Origin of the sequence: Bradyrhizobium sp. BR 1433, from assembly GCF_051547665.1 — a bacterium.
Lineage (GTDB): Bacteria > Pseudomonadota > Alphaproteobacteria > Rhizobiales > Xanthobacteraceae > Bradyrhizobium > Bradyrhizobium australafricanum.
In genome coordinates, this window is record NZ_JBPUGG010000001.1 from 3,805,162 (window position 1) to 3,824,742 (window position 19,581).

General features: G+C 60.4%; 16 protein-coding genes, 1 tRNA gene and 1 pseudogene. 6 read left to right on the top strand and 12 right to left on the bottom strand.

The window, feature by feature from the left end; genetic code table 11:
* The first annotated feature begins 42 nt into the window (after positions 1–42).
* The gene (locus tag ACSKB9_RS18690; RefSeq protein ID WP_438074805.1) at positions 43–186 is read left to right on the top strand and encodes a hypothetical protein; all 144 of its coding nucleotides are present in this window, start codon (positions 43–45) and stop codon (positions 184–186) included.
* Between the two features lie 185 nt (positions 187–371).
* On the opposite strand, the gene ACSKB9_RS18695 is transcribed toward ACSKB9_RS18690, so the two are convergent.
* Positions 372–1,052, bottom strand: coding sequence for a ParA family protein (locus ACSKB9_RS18695; protein WP_028336032.1), 681 nt, complete (start codon positions 1,050–1,052; stop codon positions 372–374).
* 34 nt (positions 1,053–1,086) lie between these two features.
* Between ACSKB9_RS18695 and ACSKB9_RS18700 the strand changes: the two genes are divergently transcribed.
* Positions 1,087–1,221, top strand: coding sequence for a hypothetical protein (locus tag ACSKB9_RS18700; protein ID WP_438074807.1), 135 nt, complete (start codon positions 1,087–1,089; stop codon positions 1,219–1,221).
* Positions 1,222–1,234: 13 nt separating this feature from the next.
* Here ACSKB9_RS18700 and ACSKB9_RS18705 read toward each other — a convergent pair whose 3' ends face one another.
* From ACSKB9_RS18705 to ACSKB9_RS18730, 6 genes and pseudogenes are all read right to left on the bottom strand, one after another.
* A complete protein-coding gene (locus tag ACSKB9_RS18705; protein ID WP_438074809.1) occupies positions 1,235–1,561 on the bottom strand; it encodes a hypothetical protein in 327 nt (108 codons plus the stop codon).
* Positions 1,562–1,773: 212 nt separating this feature from the next.
* Positions 1,774–2,067 carry a hypothetical protein gene (locus ACSKB9_RS18710; RefSeq protein ID WP_438074811.1) on the bottom strand — a complete coding sequence of 98 codons (294 nt, stop codon included), beginning with the start codon at positions 2,065–2,067 and terminating at the stop codon, positions 1,774–1,776.
* Positions 2,068–2,603: 536 nt separating this feature from the next.
* Positions 2,604–3,863: a M10 family metallopeptidase domain-containing protein gene (locus tag ACSKB9_RS18715; RefSeq protein WP_438080291.1), complete on the bottom strand. Its 1,260-nt coding sequence runs from the start codon at positions 3,861–3,863 to the stop codon at positions 2,604–2,606.
* Between the two features lie 6 nt (positions 3,864–3,869).
* A pseudogene (locus tag ACSKB9_RS18720) lies at positions 3,870–4,166 on the bottom strand (peptidoglycan-binding domain-containing protein); the annotation flags it as partial.
* Between the two features lie 237 nt (positions 4,167–4,403).
* A complete protein-coding gene (locus tag ACSKB9_RS18725) occupies positions 4,404–5,969 on the bottom strand; it encodes a DUF262 domain-containing protein (RefSeq protein WP_438074813.1) in 1,566 nt (521 codons plus the stop codon).
* Positions 5,966–6,910 carry a hypothetical protein gene (locus ACSKB9_RS18730; RefSeq protein WP_438074815.1) on the bottom strand — a complete coding sequence of 315 codons (945 nt, stop codon included), beginning with the start codon at positions 6,908–6,910 and terminating at the stop codon, positions 5,966–5,968. Before ACSKB9_RS18730 ends, ACSKB9_RS18725 begins: the two co-directional genes overlap by 4 nt.
* A gap of 250 nt (positions 6,911–7,160) precedes the next feature.
* Between ACSKB9_RS18730 and ACSKB9_RS18735 the strand changes: the two genes are divergently transcribed.
* From ACSKB9_RS18735 to ACSKB9_RS18745, 3 genes are all read left to right on the top strand, one after another.
* Positions 7,161–7,889: a recombinase family protein gene (locus ACSKB9_RS18735; protein WP_438074817.1), complete on the top strand. Its 729-nt coding sequence runs from the start codon at positions 7,161–7,163 to the stop codon at positions 7,887–7,889.
* A gap of 334 nt (positions 7,890–8,223) precedes the next feature.
* On the top strand, positions 8,224–8,898 hold the full coding sequence (locus ACSKB9_RS18740) for a hypothetical protein (protein ID WP_438074819.1): 675 nt from the start codon (positions 8,224–8,226) through the stop codon (positions 8,896–8,898).
* Between the two features lie 18 nt (positions 8,899–8,916).
* Positions 8,917–10,071: a YaaC family protein gene (locus ACSKB9_RS18745; protein ID WP_438074821.1), complete on the top strand. Its 1,155-nt coding sequence runs from the start codon at positions 8,917–8,919 to the stop codon at positions 10,069–10,071.
* A gap of 593 nt (positions 10,072–10,664) precedes the next feature.
* Here the strand turns inward: ACSKB9_RS18745 and ACSKB9_RS18750 are convergent.
* The 5 genes from ACSKB9_RS18750 to ACSKB9_RS18770 all read right to left on the bottom strand — a co-directional run bounded on the left by ACSKB9_RS18750 (position 10,665) and on the right by ACSKB9_RS18770 (position 15,298).
* Entirely contained in the window at positions 10,665–12,074 is a 1,410-nt protein-coding gene (locus ACSKB9_RS18750; RefSeq protein ID WP_438074823.1) for a hypothetical protein, read from the bottom strand.
* 146 nt (positions 12,075–12,220) lie between these two features.
* Entirely contained in the window at positions 12,221–13,843 is a 1,623-nt protein-coding gene (locus ACSKB9_RS18755; protein WP_438074825.1) for a tyrosine-type recombinase/integrase, read from the bottom strand.
* An 85-nt stretch (positions 13,844–13,928) separates the two neighbouring features.
* A tRNA-His gene (locus tag ACSKB9_RS18760) sits at positions 13,929–14,005 on the bottom strand.
* Positions 14,006–14,193: 188 nt separating this feature from the next.
* Complete coding sequence (locus ACSKB9_RS18765) at positions 14,194–14,628, bottom strand: phasin (protein WP_028336028.1); 435 nt, start codon at positions 14,626–14,628, stop codon at positions 14,194–14,196.
* A 271-nt stretch (positions 14,629–14,899) separates the two neighbouring features.
* Entirely contained in the window at positions 14,900–15,298 is a 399-nt protein-coding gene (locus ACSKB9_RS18770; protein WP_438074827.1) for a phasin family protein, read from the bottom strand.
* A 356-nt stretch (positions 15,299–15,654) separates the two neighbouring features.
* On the opposite strand from ACSKB9_RS18770, the gene ACSKB9_RS18775 reads away from it, so the two are divergent.
* On the top strand, positions 15,655–19,548 hold the full coding sequence (locus ACSKB9_RS18775) for a PAS domain-containing protein (protein ID WP_438074829.1): 3,894 nt from the start codon (positions 15,655–15,657) through the stop codon (positions 19,546–19,548).
* Positions 19,549–19,581 lie beyond the last annotated feature (33 nt).

Here is a 19,581-nt window from a genome sequence, read left to right on the forward strand (position 1 = left end):
GCGTACAGCCTTCCGTATTGCCAAGACCAACGCGGGGGCGTCGTGAATTCCAGGAATTTTGTTGCCGTGAGGCCCGGTGTCGAGCCGGGCTTTACGACCGAGGATATTTTATGGGCTGTCGGCATCTGGTCGGTGATCCTGACCCTGGTGCCGGTGATTGCGTTCTATCTGCTGATGGTAGCGTGAGGGCTGCCGCCTAATCGGTCATTCCGGGATGGTGCGAAGCATCAGACCGCAGATGCGCAATCGCGCATCGGGAATCTCGAGATTCCGGATTCGATGCTGCGCATCGCCCCGGAATGACGTTCCATCAATCGACAAAAAACGCGCGAGTGCCGCGCGTTCTTTCACTTCGAACGTAAGCGGCGTTGTTACGCCGCCTGCTTGTGCATCGTACCGGACGCCGACGCCGTGCCGCGGATCGCCTTGATCGAGCGTTCGATTGCGGCCCACAGTCGATTGATCTCGGCGGCGGCGCGGCCTTCCGCATAATATTCGCGGGCGCCTTCGCCCTGGCCGAGCGCCATCAGAAGATCGGCGCGGTTGGTGATCTGGCCGCTCCACACCGGTGCGCGGAATTTCGCCAGCGCCTCGCGCGCGATCGCGACGATGCGGCTTTCGGCGCCGTCACGCTGCGCGGGCGCGCCGTTGATCACGACGGCATAGGGCTTGCGCATCGAGCGGCAGGTCTGGATGGTTTCCTGCACGGCGTTGACGTCGAACACGCCGGGCCGCGCCGGAATGATCACCATCGTGGCGTTCTTGATGGAGTCGTCGACCACAGCCGAGAGGTTCGGCGGCGTGTCGATGAACACCCACTCGATGCCGTCACGCTTGGCCTGGGCAATGATCCCGCTGACCGAGTTCACCGCCGTCTTGATCGCCGGCTCGTTGGTGCCGCGCAGTTTATGCCAGAGAGTCAGCGAGCCCTGCGGATCGGCGTCGATCAGCAAACAGGGCTTCGTTGCCTTGTGCACTTGCGCGGCGAGGTGAGCAGCCAGGGTACTTTTTCCCGAGCCCCCCTTACGCGAAGCGAAAACAATCACGTTCATACGTTGGCCTCCAGATTGACCCCAGGAGGCGAAAATGAATCAGCACGCTGATTCGCGAAAGAAAAAATTTCTTGCAATCCGCAAAGTGGCCAAGATTACCGGCGCGTTTTGCTTTTTGAGTTACACCGAACTTATGACGCAACCGCAAATGGAAGCGCTAAGCGTTTGATTTGACTCAGTGCCTAGCGTTTTCCGGCAGCTTTCGCGCGCTCGCGCTCGATCCACTTGCGCTCGATCCAGCCGAGCAATTGCGCGGTCGGTTTCTGCAGGAACGGAACGTCCTGCGCGAACAAAAGGAGTCCGAGCGGCAGCATCCAGAGCCCGAGCACCGGCAGGAAGCTGAAGATGCCGCCGATGATCAGGAGAATCGCGAGCGGAATCCGCACATAGCGTGACGACGGCTTGCGCAGCCACGCGACGAAGCGCGCCGGCTTTTCCGGCAGCTTGGTTTCGAACCAGGCGAAGTGCCGATCGATCTCTTGCTTGTAGTATTCGCTCACGCGTCCCACTCCTCCGTTCCACAGGCGGAACGGATTTGGCAAACCACACAAGCCCCACAGATGATGCTGCGTGACAGCGTCACAAGGCGTCAGTCTGTCGCGCATGACTGACTTGAAATCGCAGCCAGACGATCTATCGCGCATTTTCGCGCGAAGCGCACGATTGCGCGACGACACGCGTCAAGCTGGTGACGCCTCGCCTGCGCGCGATGAGAGCCAGGTCAGTGGGCCGGCTTCTTCACCTTGTGCGATTTGGAGACCTTCCGCTTGGCAGGCCGCCGCTCCACGCGCTCGCTCGCCTCGCGCGGCTCGGGACCTGCGCGGAAGAACACGCGGCAGGCCGGCGAGAGCTGCGCCTTGTTCCTGATCATGCAGGCCGTGATGCGATCGACGTCGGGAATCTCGGGGCTGCAAAGCCTGAACGCGTCGGGCGTACAGGCCTGCTGCTGATCCGGCGTGTAGGCCTCGCCCCGGCCCGGCAGCAGCAGCGCCGCCAAGGCAACCGCTGAAATCAACCCAAACGAAAAACTCCTTGAACCGGCGATCCCCATGCATCCCCCCAAAGGTGTCACTAGGCGTCGTTAAGGCGTCGTGTCAGCCAGTTTGGGTGACGGGACAGAGAAGTGCAAGCGGACGCGATGACACGCCGGGCGATAAGGGCAAGCGACCTTGCGATGGTCTGATCTTGCGATGTCGCGCTGAATGATCTTGCGGATGGTACAGTTGGGTGGGTACTGCCAACACCCCGCTCGCCCATTGATAAACCTAACGAATTTGCGACCCTTCAGCTATCCTTTGTATCAGGGTTTTGTATTTCGTAAAGCAGCCTGACACGCCATGACAGGATCATCCCCGTCAAGAATATGCTGCGACGAGCCGCATGGGAGCGCCGACCGCTCGTGACGATTCGTATGGCTGCTCTTGCTTCAGTAAACCGCCATCGCCGTTACTGGAGAGCTGCCATCGTATCTCAACTCGCCACCTCCCAAGTTCTTGCCGTCCGGACTGAACCATATTCGATGACCGTAGTCGCCTGTATTTGAGAATGCGGTCAGGACCCCTTTTCATACACGCACATCGCCCTAACCGGAGAACTGCCATCGTATCTCAGCTCACCACCCCCCAGATGCAGTCCATTGGGGCTGAACCAGATGCGATGACCATTGCCGCCGGCGTTCGAGAATGCGACCAGCACGCCTCCTTGGAACTCGCACATCGCTTCTATCGGCGAGCTGCCATCGTATCTCAACTCGCCACCTCCCAAGTTCTTGCCGTCCGGACTGAACCATATTCGATGACCGTGGCCGCCGGCGTTTGAGAATGCGGTCAAGACCCCCGCACCATAACTGCACATTGCACTAACCGGAGAACTGCCATCGTATCTCAGCTCACCACCCCCCAGATGCAGTCCATTGGGGCTGAACCAGATGCGATGACCATTGCCGCCGGCGTTCGAGAATGCGGTCAAGACCCCACCACCGTGCGCGCACATCGCTCTTACAGGAGAGCTGCCATCGTATCTTAGCTCCCCACCTCCGAGGTGGTTGCCTTCCGCACTAAACCAGATGCGATGTCCGTTGCCGCCAGCGTTCGAGAATGCGGTCAATATCCCGTTCTGATACGACAAGATACCCGCTACAGGAGACCCACCTGCATAGTTCGGCCGTCCAGCGCCAAGAAACAGCCCGTCAGGGCTCCAGTGGATCGCATTTTTATTCGCATCATGGTCGATGTAAGTAAATCCGGTCAGCACGCTTCCCTTTGGTACCGCGCCATACAGACGTCCTATTGCAATGATGTCATCATTAGTAAGCTGGCGGACGCCATTATATGCATCGTACATGATCGAATTCGGTATTGTCGAATGCGTCAGTCCGAGCGCGTGGCCAATCTCATGAATTGCTACCGACAACAAATCGAACTCGCTAGGCCGTGAGGGATTAATTCTCCATACCTCGGCATCGTCGAAGTGGACGTCGCCTGCGAAATTGCCCGGCGGGGGATAATAGGCGTGGGCTAAAACTCTACCTGGTCCATCAAATGGATTTCCATCGCCGTGGTCTCCGTACACAAAGCGAATCGCAATATCATGCGGTGCAGCTGCGGACACTTCCGTGAATCTGAGCGGAACAACTGCTGCCCACGCGGCAAAAGCATTTATGATCGTGCTCCGAATATCAGGCTGTGGCAAATCATGCGAAAGCTCGTGAAACGCGTAGGAGAGGTCGCTTTTGTCCCAATACCTTCCTGAGGAGCCGTACCTGATATTGTAGGGAGGGTCCGGAACGCCGCAACGAGGTCGGTCGAGCAAGGATATCGTTTCAGCAGTTAGGATGCCCGTGGGGTCTAGTCCGTGTCTCCGCTGAAATCTCTGGAGCGCAGCCTCAGTCGATTTATCGAACTCTCTGCTAGGAGCACGGGCAACTACAGAGTATAGATCGATGTCACGAGGAGATGGGTCTAACGTGTACCCAAATTGCATTAGATAAGAATTCAGCTGAGTTACAGCTTCTCCTGTGTCACCGAACTTTAGGCCCTCGGTCAATGCGCTGTTCGCCATGCGAGCCTCCCGTTGCAAAGGACTATGCGTACTACCGTTGCGTTTATACGACATCTAGTTGCACGAGCAGCCGCGTTCTCTTGTCGCAAGGCGACATGAGTGCTTGGTTTTCTGCAGTCTAGGACGGAAGCCGCACGATGATGTCAGCCGGAGCCTTCCTCAGCTTCCACCGGATGGGAGCAGACGGCGCTGGTATAGGTGGGTGGGTACTGCCTAATCCCGCCTCACCTACTGATTTTATTGACGTTTTTGCGCTTGCTCGTGCAGCATTTGTAGCCGAGTTTTGTATTTCTAAACAGCCAGCTCGTCATCCTCAAGACGCTCCACGGCACCTCTGATGGCCGATGCGCGCGTCAGCAGAGCTTGTCGCACATCCCCTCTTCTAAGCTGCCGTAAGAATCGCTCGGTCAGGAACTGAGTTTCGAGCAGTTGCGGATCGTAATCCCTCAGGCGATCAAGGCTCTCAATTCCACCCTCCCAGTCCCGCATAAGCTCGGAAGGAACGTACACCACATTGGCAATGGTTCGAGCAAACGTGAGGCGCCGCCCGAATGCCTCCGAAAGGGACGAGCGCTCTACTATCGGGACGAATTGCTCGTAAGGAACGCTCGCGAGAGGAAGCTGCCTAAAGAGCCCGTTGCGGATGAGCAGCTGAACGTAGGCTACGCTGGTAGCCTTTCCTCGAAGGAACCGCTTAGTGACCAGCTCGCTCGCACGGATATCTCTGGAGGGTGGCTGAATGCCCGTCCCTTCCCGAAGTTCAACCGCCAGTTCATCGATCATGCGCACCAAGGCATGGTCGGGACGTCCCTTCAAGGCTTCATAGAAACTCGTGGTAGTGAACCAATACCGCAGCCTGCTGGTTATGCGGCTCAGATTTACATCTGCGCGGACCAACATCAGCATGAGAAGCCACTGCGCTTCGTATGGCAAGGCTTCCGTGCTGGCCATGCCGAACTCTCGCGCAACGAAGTGTGTCGCCCTCAGCAGAGTTTCTCGTAGCGTTCTAACTGCATCATGCAGCCGCTTGGCCGAAACGTCACGGAGCTGCAGCAAGATATCGGGCAAGGGCGGCAACCCTACGATGATGCCCATGGCCTTCAGCAACGTTTCATCCTCAAAACGAAATCCGTGCTCTTCTAACTCCGCCTGCAAATCATCGAGCTCGGCAGTGAGATCAAACTCATCTGACCACGTTAGAGCTCGCATGAAATCGACCACGCCAAGCCGCACGCCGGTCGAGTTGATCCTTTCGAAGATATTTACAACCTCCGTAGCATTTCTCTCGCTAATGCTCACGACGGGCACCATGTACTCCTGAAACACAGACAGCAGGTTGACCGCTCTCTCCAACAGAAGGTCGCTGCCTCTTAGGCTGGCTAAGCTCTTCTGCTGCTCCAAGAACGCTCGCGGATGAAATATAGAATGAAGGGGCAGCGTGCGGTCAGCGCGTCTTGCGTCACGAGCATGCACAAAGGATTCTGACTCTAAGTCGAAGTAGATGTCAAAGCGATCATCATCGGACACTTCATCTCGGTTGAAGACGCCGTTCAACGAGGTCAGCCGCTGCACACCATCGAGAACGAAACTGGCGGGATAGCGATCATCAGTCGACGGGAAGCCCACCATCGTCTTCTTCACGCTCTTGAAAACTGGCCGGTCAACACGCCACAGCAAGATGCTGCCGATTGGGAATCCTCGGTAGACGCTCTCGAGAAGCTCAAGGACCTGCTTCTCCTCCCAGACAAAGTCTCTTTGGAACGGCGGGACGCGATAGTCGCCACTCCGAATCCGTCGAAATATAGTCGGCAGATGCTCTACCGAGGGTGTTGGGGGTGCGGTGCTTGTCTTTTTCATGGTTGGCCTTCAGAAGGTGCGGCCTGCAAGTGTTCGCCAGATTGGGGCTGGTCAGAAAGTCGCTCATCCGCAGCTTGATCGGTGGGAGCTGCGGCTGGTGTCGGAGTGGCGGCAGGAACCTCTGGCGCAGGTTTCGTCGCAGACTGCTGAGCGACTACCGCCTTCTCCTCCGTGTCTTCATACAGCTGCAAGATCATTCCCTCCAACATGTGCAACGTATGGCTAAGATAGGAGGCAGAGAAGCGGGCCGAGCGGTAATCCCACTTCCAAGAACCAGGATCATCCTTTGGAGCCAGATTTCGTTCTTTGTCGTAAAATCTGTGGGTGAGCTCGTACAGCATATGCTGCATTTCTGTTGTAACTTGAATCTCAAGCAGAACAGCTTCCGCGAGTTCTTGCCAATTCTGGTCCATCAGATTGACAGGAACGCTCACGTACACATGATGCGCGTAGTATCCTTCATCCTTCGTTTGCGCTCGCGAGCTCGCCTTGAGGCCTAGCGAAAGAGCCTTTGCCGTAATCTGCTGTGCGATTTTTGCCGGCTCATCGATGTGACGGCAGACGATGGTCGACCGCACGAGATCATTGACCCGACCAAACATATTCCGAGGCGTGATCCATCCCTTTTTGGGAGACCGATCAAATCTCGGATTGTTTAGGACATTGGCGCGATAGAGCTTCGAGACAACCGACGAGTAGCTTTTGACGTAGAGCTGGAAATCTCGACTTACAATATTGACCGGCAACCGCGTTGACGTCGCTTGGTGCTTGGCGACCAGCTCTTCGAGAAAGGAAACTATGTCGTGCTGTTGAATTTGCTGCCGGGCTGTCTCAATGTTCAGATTGATCCAGTTCTGTAGCGACCTGTCGTCGACATCGAATTTGAGAGTGCCTTTGGAGAAAGCCCCAAATTCCTCGAAAGTTGGTTTTTTGATAGTCATTTGAGCTCGACCGAGCTTCTCCAGCCGGACGAACCCGAATCGACCCCGTCCTCAGTCCCCACGTAGGCCAAGGTAACGGTCTGCAACCCACGTTGCAACCTAGGGGCGCGCCAACTACAGGACACGTCGACGAAAGACCAATGCCATCGCCCATGCAGAAATGAATCTCTGCGATTCCAAAAGGGACATTGATTCAACCGTCTTTCGTATCTATTTCTCAAGAATACGATACGGACAAGGCAAGCAAGTCATGGCAAAATCGACAAAATCAGGCAAAGCATTCGCCTACCTGAGGACCTCTTCGGCAGCAAACATTGGTGAGGACAAGGACAGCGGTCGAAGGCAGCTCCAAGCTATCGAGGGGTTCGCGCGTCGAGCCGGTATTGAGTTGGCAGGCACCTATCACGACGAGGCGGTCAAGGGCTCTGACCCCATCGACACCAGACCTGGCTTTGCGGAGATGCTGGAAGCGTTGGAGGCCAATGGCACCAAGACCATCATCGTCGAGACGGCCAGCCGGTTCGCTCGTGACCTCATGGTCCAAGAGGTTGGCTTCGCGATGCTCAAGGCCCGAGGCTTCGACCTCATCGCGGCCGATAGCCCAACGTCCTTCCTCGACGATACACCCACCGCTCGGCTCATTAGGCAGGTTCTCGGCGCCATCTCCGAGTTCGAGAAGGCCATGCTCGTGGCAAAGCTCAAGGGCGCTCGGGACCGCAAGCGGCGCACCGGCATCAAGGTGGAGGGTCGCAAGTCTATTGCCGAGCAGAAGCCTGAAACGGTGGAGATGGCTCGCAAGCTGGCACGTGCGAGGCCGAAGGGCGGCAAACGGTCACTACGGGAAATCTCGGCTGCCCTTGCTGAGGCTGGCCACACGACCGGGGCCGGTACGCCCTATGCGCCCACGGCGATCAAGCTGATGCTCGCACGAGCTTCGGACCGAGTGCCAAGTAGTGCTATGCAAGGGGACGCCCGATGACACCCGCAGCGCTCTTCACCCTCCTCGCGGTCGTCGCGGTGTCATTCGAGACCCCTGTGGCCGCTGCGGTATTCGGCACGGTCGCGTTCTGGCTCGTGGGGCACGGCTAGGCGCCGCAACCCCAACAGCTTTCAACGGGTCCCCTTTTGATCACCGGGCCCCTTTTTGGCCGACCTGAGGTCACCCGGTTTCGCTGCGGGAGCTTAAAGGGAGCGGCCGCCGCCAGACTTACGGCTGCGTTGCGAGTGGCTCGCGTAAAAACACGTACTACGAGTAGACGTGTTGACGGGCCAAAAGCGTCCCGGCAAGCTGCTCTCTTTTGGAGTATTACCCTATGAATTTCCTAGATCAGCTCGACGAAGTCTGGCGTGAGACGCTTGAGAGCGACCCGGAAACCAAAAAAAGGAAATTCAATGAGTTCTTGAACAGCTTGGAAGCTCAGGCCGCGCGTCTCCCTCAGGGAGAGCAAGAAGGAGCACTTCAGGCGGTCATCAAACAGATGACTGTTTATGCTGGTTTGCAGCAGCATGACCCGGAAGCACTGAGAGTCAAACTAGGTTTGAGCGCTCCCTCGGCCTCGACCACGGATGCGTTATTGGCTCAAGCTGCCGCTGAACCGGTGGACCTCACTCCGCAGGTGGATGCGTTCTGGCGCGAAATCTTCGGCCGTGACAGGAAATTCGTTGAAATGAAACACCGCGAGTTCATGGCGAGGATGCAAGATCAGGTTTCGCATCTCCCGAAGGCGGAGCAAGATACGCTGCTCTGGCAGGTCGTCACAAAGAACAACGAGTACATTCATCTCGCCGGGAGAGACCGAGACGCGCTTAGGGCAAAACTGGGGCTCTCTGTTGCGTCCCCGTCCAGCCGTACGGCCGCTTCATCGCCCTCAGCTAATGCGCCTGCCTCGTCAATCTCAACTGATCGGCTGGCTCAAGTGGCAGCCGAAACAGTAGTCCGCGCGACGGTATGGGAAAGCGTTGCGGCGCTCTTCCGCGCATTTCGCTGAGTTAACCTGCGTTACCGCATGCTCATCTCCGACCTTTTGGTTGTCCGGTCGCCACAGGAACGCGTGGCTTGGTCATCGCTGCAGCGTTTTCAGAATGTGCCGTTAGTCACAGACATTCTGATGCAGCTCCATGGTCTCTCACTGGGCCAAAAGAGGAACGCGCAGAAGCAGGCGAGGCAGATACGCTACTGTCTCATGCAAGCCCGCGAATACGCGGCAGCGGCAGGGGCTGTGAGCCCGATCACCAAGCCTACCCTTCTTTACTATGCCTTGATGAACCTCGCGCTGGCGGAGATGCTGCTTAAGCAACCAGGCGACAGCAGCCTTGACCGTGCGCGGGAACATCACCGACATCATGGCTTGGTCTTTACGGATACTCGCTCGGGGACGCTGGCTGACAATCTGACGATCAGCGCCGCAGGTCTGGTAGCGAAGCCAATGATCGTAACTCGCAATGCGGCTGAGGAACGCTTGGGGACCTTCGAGTTGTGGCACAGGGGCGCGCGTGAGTTTCCTCATGTAGGAAAGCAAACCGTGTACCATCTGGACGGTGGTCAGACCTCTGGATTTCGGCTGTTGGGTTCACCCGACGATCAACGTCTTCCCCTGCTTCCAGCTTCCGGCCTAACGCTGTTCGATTGCTTCACTCAAATTCCGGACATGATTGAATTCCTCGGTGAGCATGGCATCCCGAGCCAATGCGCCCGGGGTAGGATCACGCGCGACGATCATCCCCAGCAAAGCGTATTGCGTTACGTCCTTCATCCCTCGCTTGTCGCGCCCAATGTTTTTGCAGATATGCGCGTTCACCCCGCTCTGGTCGACAGGCTAGAGTACATTGCACTTCCTAACGGTGGAGCGCTTACGCTCCGGACCGCTTCGACCGACCCGGACCATGCGATTGTCCTTCCCGCGGCCTCAGCTTTCACGGCATCGGAGTTTCGTTGCTGGACAAGCACCCACCTTCCTCTGAACGAGTTTGGCTTCATCTATGTTGCGCTGTTCATGGCTGGCAACTACGCGCGTTACTATCCAGACCGCTGGGTGTCTGACGTTGAAACTAGCGCTCCTCTTGCATTGGCGATTGAGGCGCTTCTGACTATTGCGGAACGGCGTGTGCCTTGGCTCGTCCTCAGCGAGTTGAGCCGAAGCTATCATGTGTTTGCGGAATAGAAGGTGCGGCGGGTGAGTGGCTCTACATGCACCTTGAGCCCCAGCGGGTCCCCTTTGCGGTCCCGGGGCCCCTTTGGCCACCCTCCGCATCTCCGACTTCGTTCATCGAGCTTGAAAGGGACAGCCGCCGCCAAACTCACGACTCCGGTGTCCCTTGGGGGCCCCGAATGGCCTCAGGCGTTGATGAAAAATTGCGTATCCGCTCTGGCACATCACGAAGGGGCCGTCAGGGCCTCAGGGAGTCCACGGGAAGGCCTTCCGAGGTGAGGCTACCCAACCGGCCTCAAACGGCCAAAACGCATCCACGGACTCCGCAGAGTCGTTGGGGGCCTAAGCGGGTGTAATGTGGCAATGGCTCCTCCCCGGAGCCGCTCATATACTTATCGAGCCGCCTTCCCAACCCGGTTATCTACAATTTCACCCTCCAATCGCCGACCAACATTCGTTCCACGATATGGACGGTGGACGGTATGGACGGTATGTGCGCCGGGGGGGGGACACAGGCAGAGCAATCCAGTAGATAGCAGATATATGTATATATATCAGATACTTAGGTATGATTGGTACCTTAGATATGGTTGCCACCCAACTTCTTAGAACAGATCAGGTCGACCGACGTCCAGCTTAGGCACCACCCCAGTACGGGTCCGGAATTGGCGCTTCAGTACGGTGACGGCCTCGGCTTCGTTGCTCGCTCGCACAATCAGGCTGTCATGGACCGGCAGACTTGGGATGTCCTTCGCCATAAGCTCCTGCATGGTGGCGACGATGATCTCGCTCTCAACGAACATCAGATCGGCCCAGTCTCGAACACGGCCTCTGATTGTACCACCGAGACGCCCCAGAATTGGGTGCCGTTCCAGCACACGTTGCTTGATCTCTCGCATTGGGTAAGCCTTGGGATCGAAGTCGTCTGGCGATATGCCCTTAGGCTCCAAACGGTCCCGAAACTCTTGCCGTATCTTCTTCGTCCACGCGGTCAGAAAACGTCCGTTTCCGAACGACACGTTGATGCAGAATTTGGCCACCTCCCGGTCGAGCTTGGTAGGACCAAGGATGTCGCCGTAGGCATCACTCTCGGTGTCGAGTTGCTGGTCGCACCAAGCATAGAAAATGGTTAGGTAGGAGGAGGAGATATCAATCTCCACTACGTCCTCGCCATCTATGCGCATATTGAGCCGCTGCGTTTCGGCGAGGTGTTGATAGCAGGCAGCGTTCTGCGGGTACGAGTATAAGCGGCCGCCCTTGTTCCACCTATAGGTCTGCAGATTACGGGCTTCGTGGAACTTCCGCACCCAACCGAGATGCCTGATCTGCGGGTGTTCGAGGGTGTGTTTGTCGAAGAAGGCGTTGAGTGCCGCGACCTGCGCTCGGAGCCGCTGCACCTTTTCGGTGTCCGGCGTCTTCTGGGATGGCGAGGTAAGCTGCACCAGCTCTGAAGGCATTACCTCATCAAATCGAAAACGCTCGCGGACGTTCGCTGGTGTAACGCCATGGGCTTCGCACACGGCGAGAAGCGATGGTGTCGCCCTATAGCGCGTGAGCTTGCCGACCATCGGGCCGGGGTTTTCGAACTGATACGATCCTGGATACCCCGGCTTATGCTCTACAAGTCCGGCTTCCGTGAAGGCTTGGCGCACCGCGTCGAACATCCGCCACTTGATGTATTGGCCGGTGTAGTCCTGTTTCCTGAGCGAACACCTGAGCCACCCCTCGCTGCGCTCGCTCTCGATTGCGGCGAGCAGATCGGCGACAAACGCGCCGACCGCGTGCGCGTGATCCACCAAAGTCTTCTCACGTCTGTATGCCTTGCCCTTCGCGGCTTGTGGCCTTGGATACTGCTTGGCTAATCCGCTCATCAACCTAAAGGCCTCGGTGCTCGCTGGTGTGGCCCGCAGGGTCGCCAAGGGAGCCCTGTCGAGCACCTCACGTTCCTCTTTGGGCGTCTTTGGCTCCCACGCGGGGGCTTCGGTCAGCGTCCAATCCTCGGAATTGTCATTCATCGCATTCGAACTTTCGCGGTGGTTCAGCGCTGCCTGCAGGCTCGCCGGTCATTCTTCAGGTTGCTTTGAGGGTGCTGTGTGTATGCCTTGGCACGCCAATGCTGTGTCGTGTCCCGACGCAGAGCAAGTCCGACAACGTTTGACATTCAATCGAGCTTGTATCGTGGGAACTTCTTGAGCGCGTTGGCCATGTCCTCGGCGGTCGGCTGTCCATACTTCCTGCCTTCGCTGGCAGGAGCATGGCCTGTAATGGCGTCGTGTACCTTCTCGGTGATCTCGACGCGTTCAGCAATCTGCTTGAAAGTGTGCCTCCACGCGTGGGTTGGGCTCAATTCCGGGTCTCTCACTCCTTGGTCTCGCACCCAATCCGCCAAGTCTCCGCGCACATTGCCCGCTCTGCTCCGACTGGGGTTCATTGGATCACTGCTCGTACGGTGCGGCGTCTTATCATCGTAAAACAATGCGCCCTGCCCAACCGAGCGAACCATTTCGAGAAACCCTTGGGCAATTATATGCTCATGCAAAGGAACAACACGCGTCTTCCTCGTCTTGATCGTGCCCGCATCTGGCATGAGCTTCATAAAATAGAAGCCACCTCGCTTCTCAATGTCCTCGCAACGAAGCTGAGTGACCTCGCCTGCACGAGCCCCCGAGTACGCGCACAGCCATGGCACCCAGCGTTTTGCTCGCTCCAACGGTGTCTTGGGGTCCTTGATCGCGCTGGAAGCCATCAAGATTGTGCGAGCTTCCTGCTCTGTAAACGCCTTCGTCTCGCGGCTTCTCGCTTTTCTGGGAACGTCGACCTTGATGTCCGCGAACGGGTTCTTTCTGACGTGCTTATGCTCCACGCCCCAACCGAACACCCGACGCGACGACGAAAGCCATACTTCACGCACCGTAGTCGCGGAACGCTCCGCGGTGACCAAGCCTCGCACCCATGTACGCGCGGTCTCCTCAGTGATCCCATCGGCACCGACGTCTGCAAAATGTCGTTGCATCTCAAGGAACACGGCACGCCAACGCTGCACTGTGTTGTCCGCAGGCTTGATGGCCTTCACGAACGCTTCGAACAAATCCCAGCAGCTAATGCCGGTAGTTCGCCTCGACCCATCCGTGAACGGCGGGAAGCCTTCCGGGGTATCGTCTGGGGAGTAGTCGCCATTGGCGCGCCGCTCCAGCAGCGTTATGGCGGGCAAAAGATTGTCGCTCACGGCATCAACGAACAGCGCATAGGCAGCGGCGTTTAGCGCCCTACCCTCACTGGCGAGAAACGTCGCAACACGCGCCAACTCAGCGACCTGCGGCCTCACCGCTTCGCGAACCTCAGGTTCTTTCTGCCATTCCCAGTGAGGATCGGCCTTCGGGTTCTCGTGATAACTTTCGGGGGCCTCAGGGTAGATCACATCCCAAACGAGGTGATCGCTCATCTCCCGCCAACGCTTCGGCGGCCCCGGATCGTCTTCGTATTGCCCGACAAACCAAGTGTACCACCGGCCTGCCAAAGCTATCGCGTTGAGCTTGGTGAGCGGCTGACCTTCGCCGTTCCGTTTGGCGCGCAAAGTAGCGATTTGTGTTTCGACCTCAGAAACCCATTCAGCGAGGCGAACCTTGGCCTCGTGTTTAGGTGTGTCCGCAGGCAGCTTTAGATGAACTTCGCGCTTCACCCGATACAGTCGGGCGTATTCCTCTCGGACATCCTGAGGGATGACCTTCCGAGCAATCCATCTGTTATCAGCAAGTCGATTTAGTGCGACCATCCGCAACGCCATTTGTGCGCCCTTTTGTATTTTGCAAGGCGCAAATCCGTTTGGCTTATCAGTAAGATGCTGAGAGTGCGGGGCAATTCAACTGTAGTGGTACAGTTGGGTGGGCTCGAACCACCGACCTCCTGTTCCACAGACAGGCGCTCTAACCAACTGAGCTACAACTGCATCCTGACGCGCGGCCCGCTCAAGCGGGGCGGCGATTTCGGGCGGAAACTAGGTGCAACGCCGCGCTTTGGCAAGGCCGTAACGCGCCGATTTCCGCTGTTATGTCGGGCCGTTCGACGGCCGCGTCCAGCAAAAAGGCCCGGACCGCTTCGGCCCGGGCCTTTCGCTGGTCTCCCAAACGGCAGCGATCAGGCGGCCGGCTTGTAGAACTTCGAGGCGCTGGCCTTGATCGGCTCGGCGGTCTCGCTGGCGACCTTCTGGCCGAGCTCGGCCAGTTCCTTGGCCTGCGCGGTGTAGGTCTCGAACTGCTTGCGGGCGTGCGACGTCCACAGCTCGACCGCTTCGGTCGGCGACTTCACGCTGAACAGCTCCTGGGCGAAGTCGAGCGAGGAGGTGGTGTTGGCCTTGAAGAACTCGATCAGCTTGGCCGAATACTCGCTGGCGCCCTTGCTCACCGAGGTGAACACGGCCTCGACCGTCGAGTTGTGGGTCTCGGCAGCGTCTTTGAACTTGGCGTAGCTGTCGCGGGCCTGCAGAACGCCCTTCTCGGCGAACGCGCGCATCTGCTCGGGAACTTCAAACGGAATGATCGAGGCGGAAAACGGATCGGACGGGTTGGTCATACGTGTAATCCTTCGCAACGGGTGAGTAGATGTGACCATTGCGGACGTCCCGGAGCCCATCAGGCCGGGAGCGCTGAAATGGATCACGCTGCCTTGATTCACGGGAGTGCCCTTCGTCGGGCGCGCCTAATAAACACCCATATCATGTCAATTTTGTGCAACGCAACGTAAGATCGCGTGCGGCGCCACATTTTTTATCTGGCGGAACAAAAGATTACCGCGGCCGCCCGAGGCTGAACGCGCCGGGGTCGGCCGCGGCCAATGCGCCTCGTCAGTTCTTCGGCTTGACCGCGTCCATCGCGGCCCGGCTGACGGCCTGGCCCATCTCGCTGGCCTGCTCGGCGAGCGAGCGCATCTGGCCCTGCACATATTCGCTGTGCAGCCGCATGACGTCGCTGAGGTCCTTGGCCTTGAGCAGCGCCTCGGCGTAGTCCAGCGACGACTGCACGTTCTTTTCGGCATAGGTCAGCGCCTTGGCCGAAAGATCCTTGGCGCCGGCGCGCATCGTGGCGTTGCGCTCCTCGATCTTGCCGGCGGTGTCCTTGGCGTTGGTCACGAATTGCTCGAACGCCTTGCGCGCCTGCTCAAAACTCGCCTCCGCCATCGACTGCATATCCTTGGGAATCTCGAACTTGGGGATCTCGAAATGGTCACGCCCGTTATCGCTCATGGTCGCTCTCCCTCGCTTGCTGATCGGCCCGCCGCTTGGCCCTGCGGGCCCAGGGCAAGATAGACGGCTGAATGTATATCGTGGCACTGCAATCGCAGGTGTGACGCGGCGCCGCCTGGTTCCGCATCGCGCGGCTCGCAGCAACCTCTCTTTGCCCGACAACGCCAAACGGCTGTGGATCGTTCAGCGAAGTTAACGTTATCCCGGCTTAAGGCTGGGCAGTTTCGCTGCGGACATGGACCTGCCGTCCCCCAGTTGCGATACTAACCTTCTGTTAAGGCTGTCGTCCTGCGGCTGCCGGGCCTTCGGCTGAGCTTAAGGAAGAAAGCCAAACCCATGCGGTCAAATCTTGCGTGATGAGTGACGCGGAATTCCAGATCCAGGCGCTCGGCGATGTCAGGCTGGCGGATCATGCGACGGGCGCCCTGCCGGCATGGCTGTGGGCGGCCGACGGCGCGCGGATTCTCTGGGCCAATCCGGTCGGCGCGCAGGTATTCGGTGCCGCCAACGGCGCCGAACTGGCGAAGCGCGGCTTCGGCCCGGCCGATCCGCACCGCCGCCAGGTCGCGCGGCTCGGCCACGGCCTGAACGCCAATGGCGCGGTCCGGCTGGAGCGCCTGCGCGGCTTCGGCGCGGCGCCCGGCATGCTCGCGACCTGCGGCTGCGCCCGGATCGACCTGCCGGACGGCAGCCACAGCATCCTGATGACCGCGCTCAACGCGACCGGCCGCGGCATGCCGCTCGCGGAACGCCTGCAACGGCTGTTGCAGGGCTTGCCGCGTCCGTCCGCCGCCTTCACCAGCGACGGACTGCTGGTCGCAACCAATGAGGCGGCGCGTGCGCTGCCCGGCCTGCACGACCTCACCGAAGCCGGTCTCGATGCCGCGCGCGGTGAAGCGCTGGCGCAGGGCCGCGCGGCGGCGAGCGTCGCGATCGGCCGCGTCGTGCTGCAGCGGATCGGGCACGGCGCCGATCGCGCGCTGGTCGCGTTGATCAAGCCGGCGGCGCATCTCGCCGCAAGGCCGGCGCCGATCGTGCCTGCGCCGGTTGAGCCGGAGATGCCGGCGCCCGAAGCACCGGCTCCCGCAGCGCCAGCGCAGCAAGAGGCCATGGCCGTAGAGCCGCCGCCAGCACCTGCAGTTGTCGAACAAGCCGTTGCGCATAACGAAGCGCCCGCGACGGCCAGCGCAGCACCGATCGCCTTCACACTGTTCGACGCGCTGGATCCGCAGTCGGAAGAGCGCGTCACAATCGAGCCGATCGTCAGCGCGGCCAAATCCGAACCTGAGAATGCTGCTCCATCTGCCGTGGCAGCAGAGGCGGCGCACGTAGAGGCGCCCGTCGAGACCGCAGCTCTCGACACCACGCAAGACGAAACAGCTGCCGCCGAGGAACCTCTGTCGGAAGCACTGATCGAAGTGCCGGACGGCGCGCAGATCGAGGAGCCTACGCATCTTGCCTCGCCGCTCGCGTCGGCAGAACTCACGCAAACAGACCCAACGCCGGTCGAGACCGCGGCATTCGACACCACGCCCGACGACACGCCTGCGGTCGAGGAGCCGGTGTCGGAAGCGCTGATCGAAGTGCCCACGGAGACGCACGCCGAAGAGCCCGCGCCTGATCTCGCAGAGACGGCAAACGCGCCGGAAACATCGGCGCCCCCGGCCGATCCCGTCCCCTCGCCTTATGCGATCGCGGATGCGCCCACGCCGCCGCCTGCCGCCGAGCCGGAGCCCGCGACATTGGCGCCGGTGCCACCACCATCCTGGCTCGACGCGCCGTTGCCGGTGCGGCGGCATCCGCTGCGCTTCATGTGGCAGATGGACCATGAGGCCCGCTTCTCGCTCGGCTCCGATGAATTCACCCGCCTGATCGGCCTGCACACCGCGGCGGGCTTCGGTCGGCTGTGGAGCGACATCGCCGAGAGTTTTGGCCTCGATCCCGAGGGCCGCGTCATGCAGGCGTTCGCCAGCCATGACACCTGGAGCGGCATCACGCTGCGCTGGCCGGTCGACGGTGGCGGCCGGCTGCCGGTCGAACTGTCCGGCCTGCCGGTGTTCGATCGTGCCAGGAATTTCGCCGGCTATCGCGGCTTTGGTGTGTGTCGCGACCTCGACGGGCTTGCGCGACTCGCCGCATTGCGCCGCTATGAGTTCTTCAGCGGCACGCTCGCGCCGCAATCGCTGTCGGCCGATGTCGCGCCGGCGCCGCGCACCGCCGCGCCGCCCGGGCCCGCCGCGCCACAGGACAATCCTCCGCCTCACGCGGAGCCGCCGCCCGACACGACCGCCATAGCACCACCCGAGGAATTGACCGAGCCGACAGCCGCAGAGACTTCACACCGAGCCGATCCGGATCACGCCGTGGAAACGCACGAGGAAACGCACGAAGTGCGTCACGACCCGCCACCGAATGTGGTGCCGTTCCGTCCCGCCGGCGACACCCGGCCGCCGTCGCTGACGCCGGTCGAGAACAACGCCTTCAACGAGCTCGCCCGTCAATTGTCGGCGCGGCTCGAGAACGAGGCCGGCCTCGCCGCGACCACGGACGACAGCGTGCCGGCCGAGCCGGTCGCCGAATCGGCGCCCGCAAGCGAACCGCCGCAGCAAGCTGAGGCGACGCCGCACGAGACGGTCGCGCAGCTGGAGACGCCGGCCGATCCGCCAAAGGCTAGTTGGCTGGCTGCGGCGGAGCCGGCGCCGCGCGCTGATTCCCGGCGCGACCGCGCGCTGCTCGATCTGTTGCCGGTCGGCATCCTGATCTACCGCCTCGACCGCCTGCTCTATGCCAACCACGCCTTCCTCTCGCGCATGGGCCATGACAGCCTGCACGCGCTGGAAGCCGCTGGCGGTCTCGACGCGCTCTATGTCGAGCCCGGCGTCTCGCAGGCGAGCAGCGCGTCGGGCACCGGCACGCCGGTGACGATCTCCGCGAACCAGAGCACCGAGCATGGCGGGCAGTCGGTGTCCGCGGAGGCGCGGCTGCACACCATCACCTGGGACGACGATTCCGCGCTGGCGCTGATCTTCTCGCGCACGCTGGACGAGGATGCCGCGATCGCCGCCGCATTGTCCGAGCCGGAGCCGGAGCGTGCGGCGGCCGCCGAGCCACTGCTTGCGCCGGCCGAGCCGCAGGCCGGCCACGCCGACGCCGAGGAGCTCGGCGCGATCCTCGACACCGCGGCCGAAGGCATCATCATGTTCGATGCCGACGGCAACATCCATTCCTGCAACCGCAGCGCCGAGGCGCTGTTCGGCTATGACGGCGACGAGTTCGTCACCCGCAAGCTCGCCGACCTGTTCGCGCCGGAAAGCCAGCACGGCATCCTCGACTATCTTGCCAGCATGAAATCGGCCGGCGTCGCCAGCCTGCTCGACCATGGCCGCGAGACGCTCGGCCGCGTCCGCCAGGGCGGCATCATCCCGCTGTCGGTGACGATGGGCCGCACCCGCGCCGATGGACCGAACTTCTTCGCGGTGTTCCGTGATCTCTCGCAAACGAAAAGGAGCGAAGGCGAATTGCGCGAGGCGCGGCGGCTTGCCGAACGCGCCGCCAACGCCAAGTCCGACATGCTGGCGCGGATCAGCCACGAGCTGCGCACGCCGCTCAACGCCATCATCGGCTTTGCCGAGGTGATGATCGGCGAACGCTTCGGCGCGCTCGGCAATGAGCGCTATGTCGAATACATGAAGGACATCCGCGCCTCCGGCGAGCGGGTGATCGCGATCGTCAACGATTTGCTCGACCTGTCGCGCATCGAGACCGGCAAGCTCGACCTCGCCTTCGCCAGCCAGAACCTCAACGAGATGGTGGAGAGCTGCGTCGCGGTCATGCAGCCGCAAGCCAACCGCGAACGCATCATCATCCGCACCTCGCTCGCCCACACGCTGCCGCTTGTCGTCGCCGACGCCCGCGCGCTGCGCCAGATCACGCTGAACCTGATCGGCAATTCGATCCATCTCGCCAATGCCGGCGGCCAGGTGATCGTCTCGACCGCGCTGTCGGATTTCGGCGAGGTGATGCTGCGCGTGCGCGACACCGGGCAGAGCCTCAACGACAACGAGGTCGCCGCGGCGCTGGAGCCGTTCCGCGCCCCGACGCCTTCAGATCAGGCCGGCTCCGGCGGCGTCAGCCTGTCGCTGACCAAGGCGCTGGTCGAAGCCAATCGCGCCAAATTCCAGATCCGGACCGGCGGCCGCACCGGCACGCTGATCGAGGTGACCTTCGCCCACGCCGCAGCAAGGGCGTAAGCGGCGATCTGCCCTTCGCGGTCTTGCCGGCCA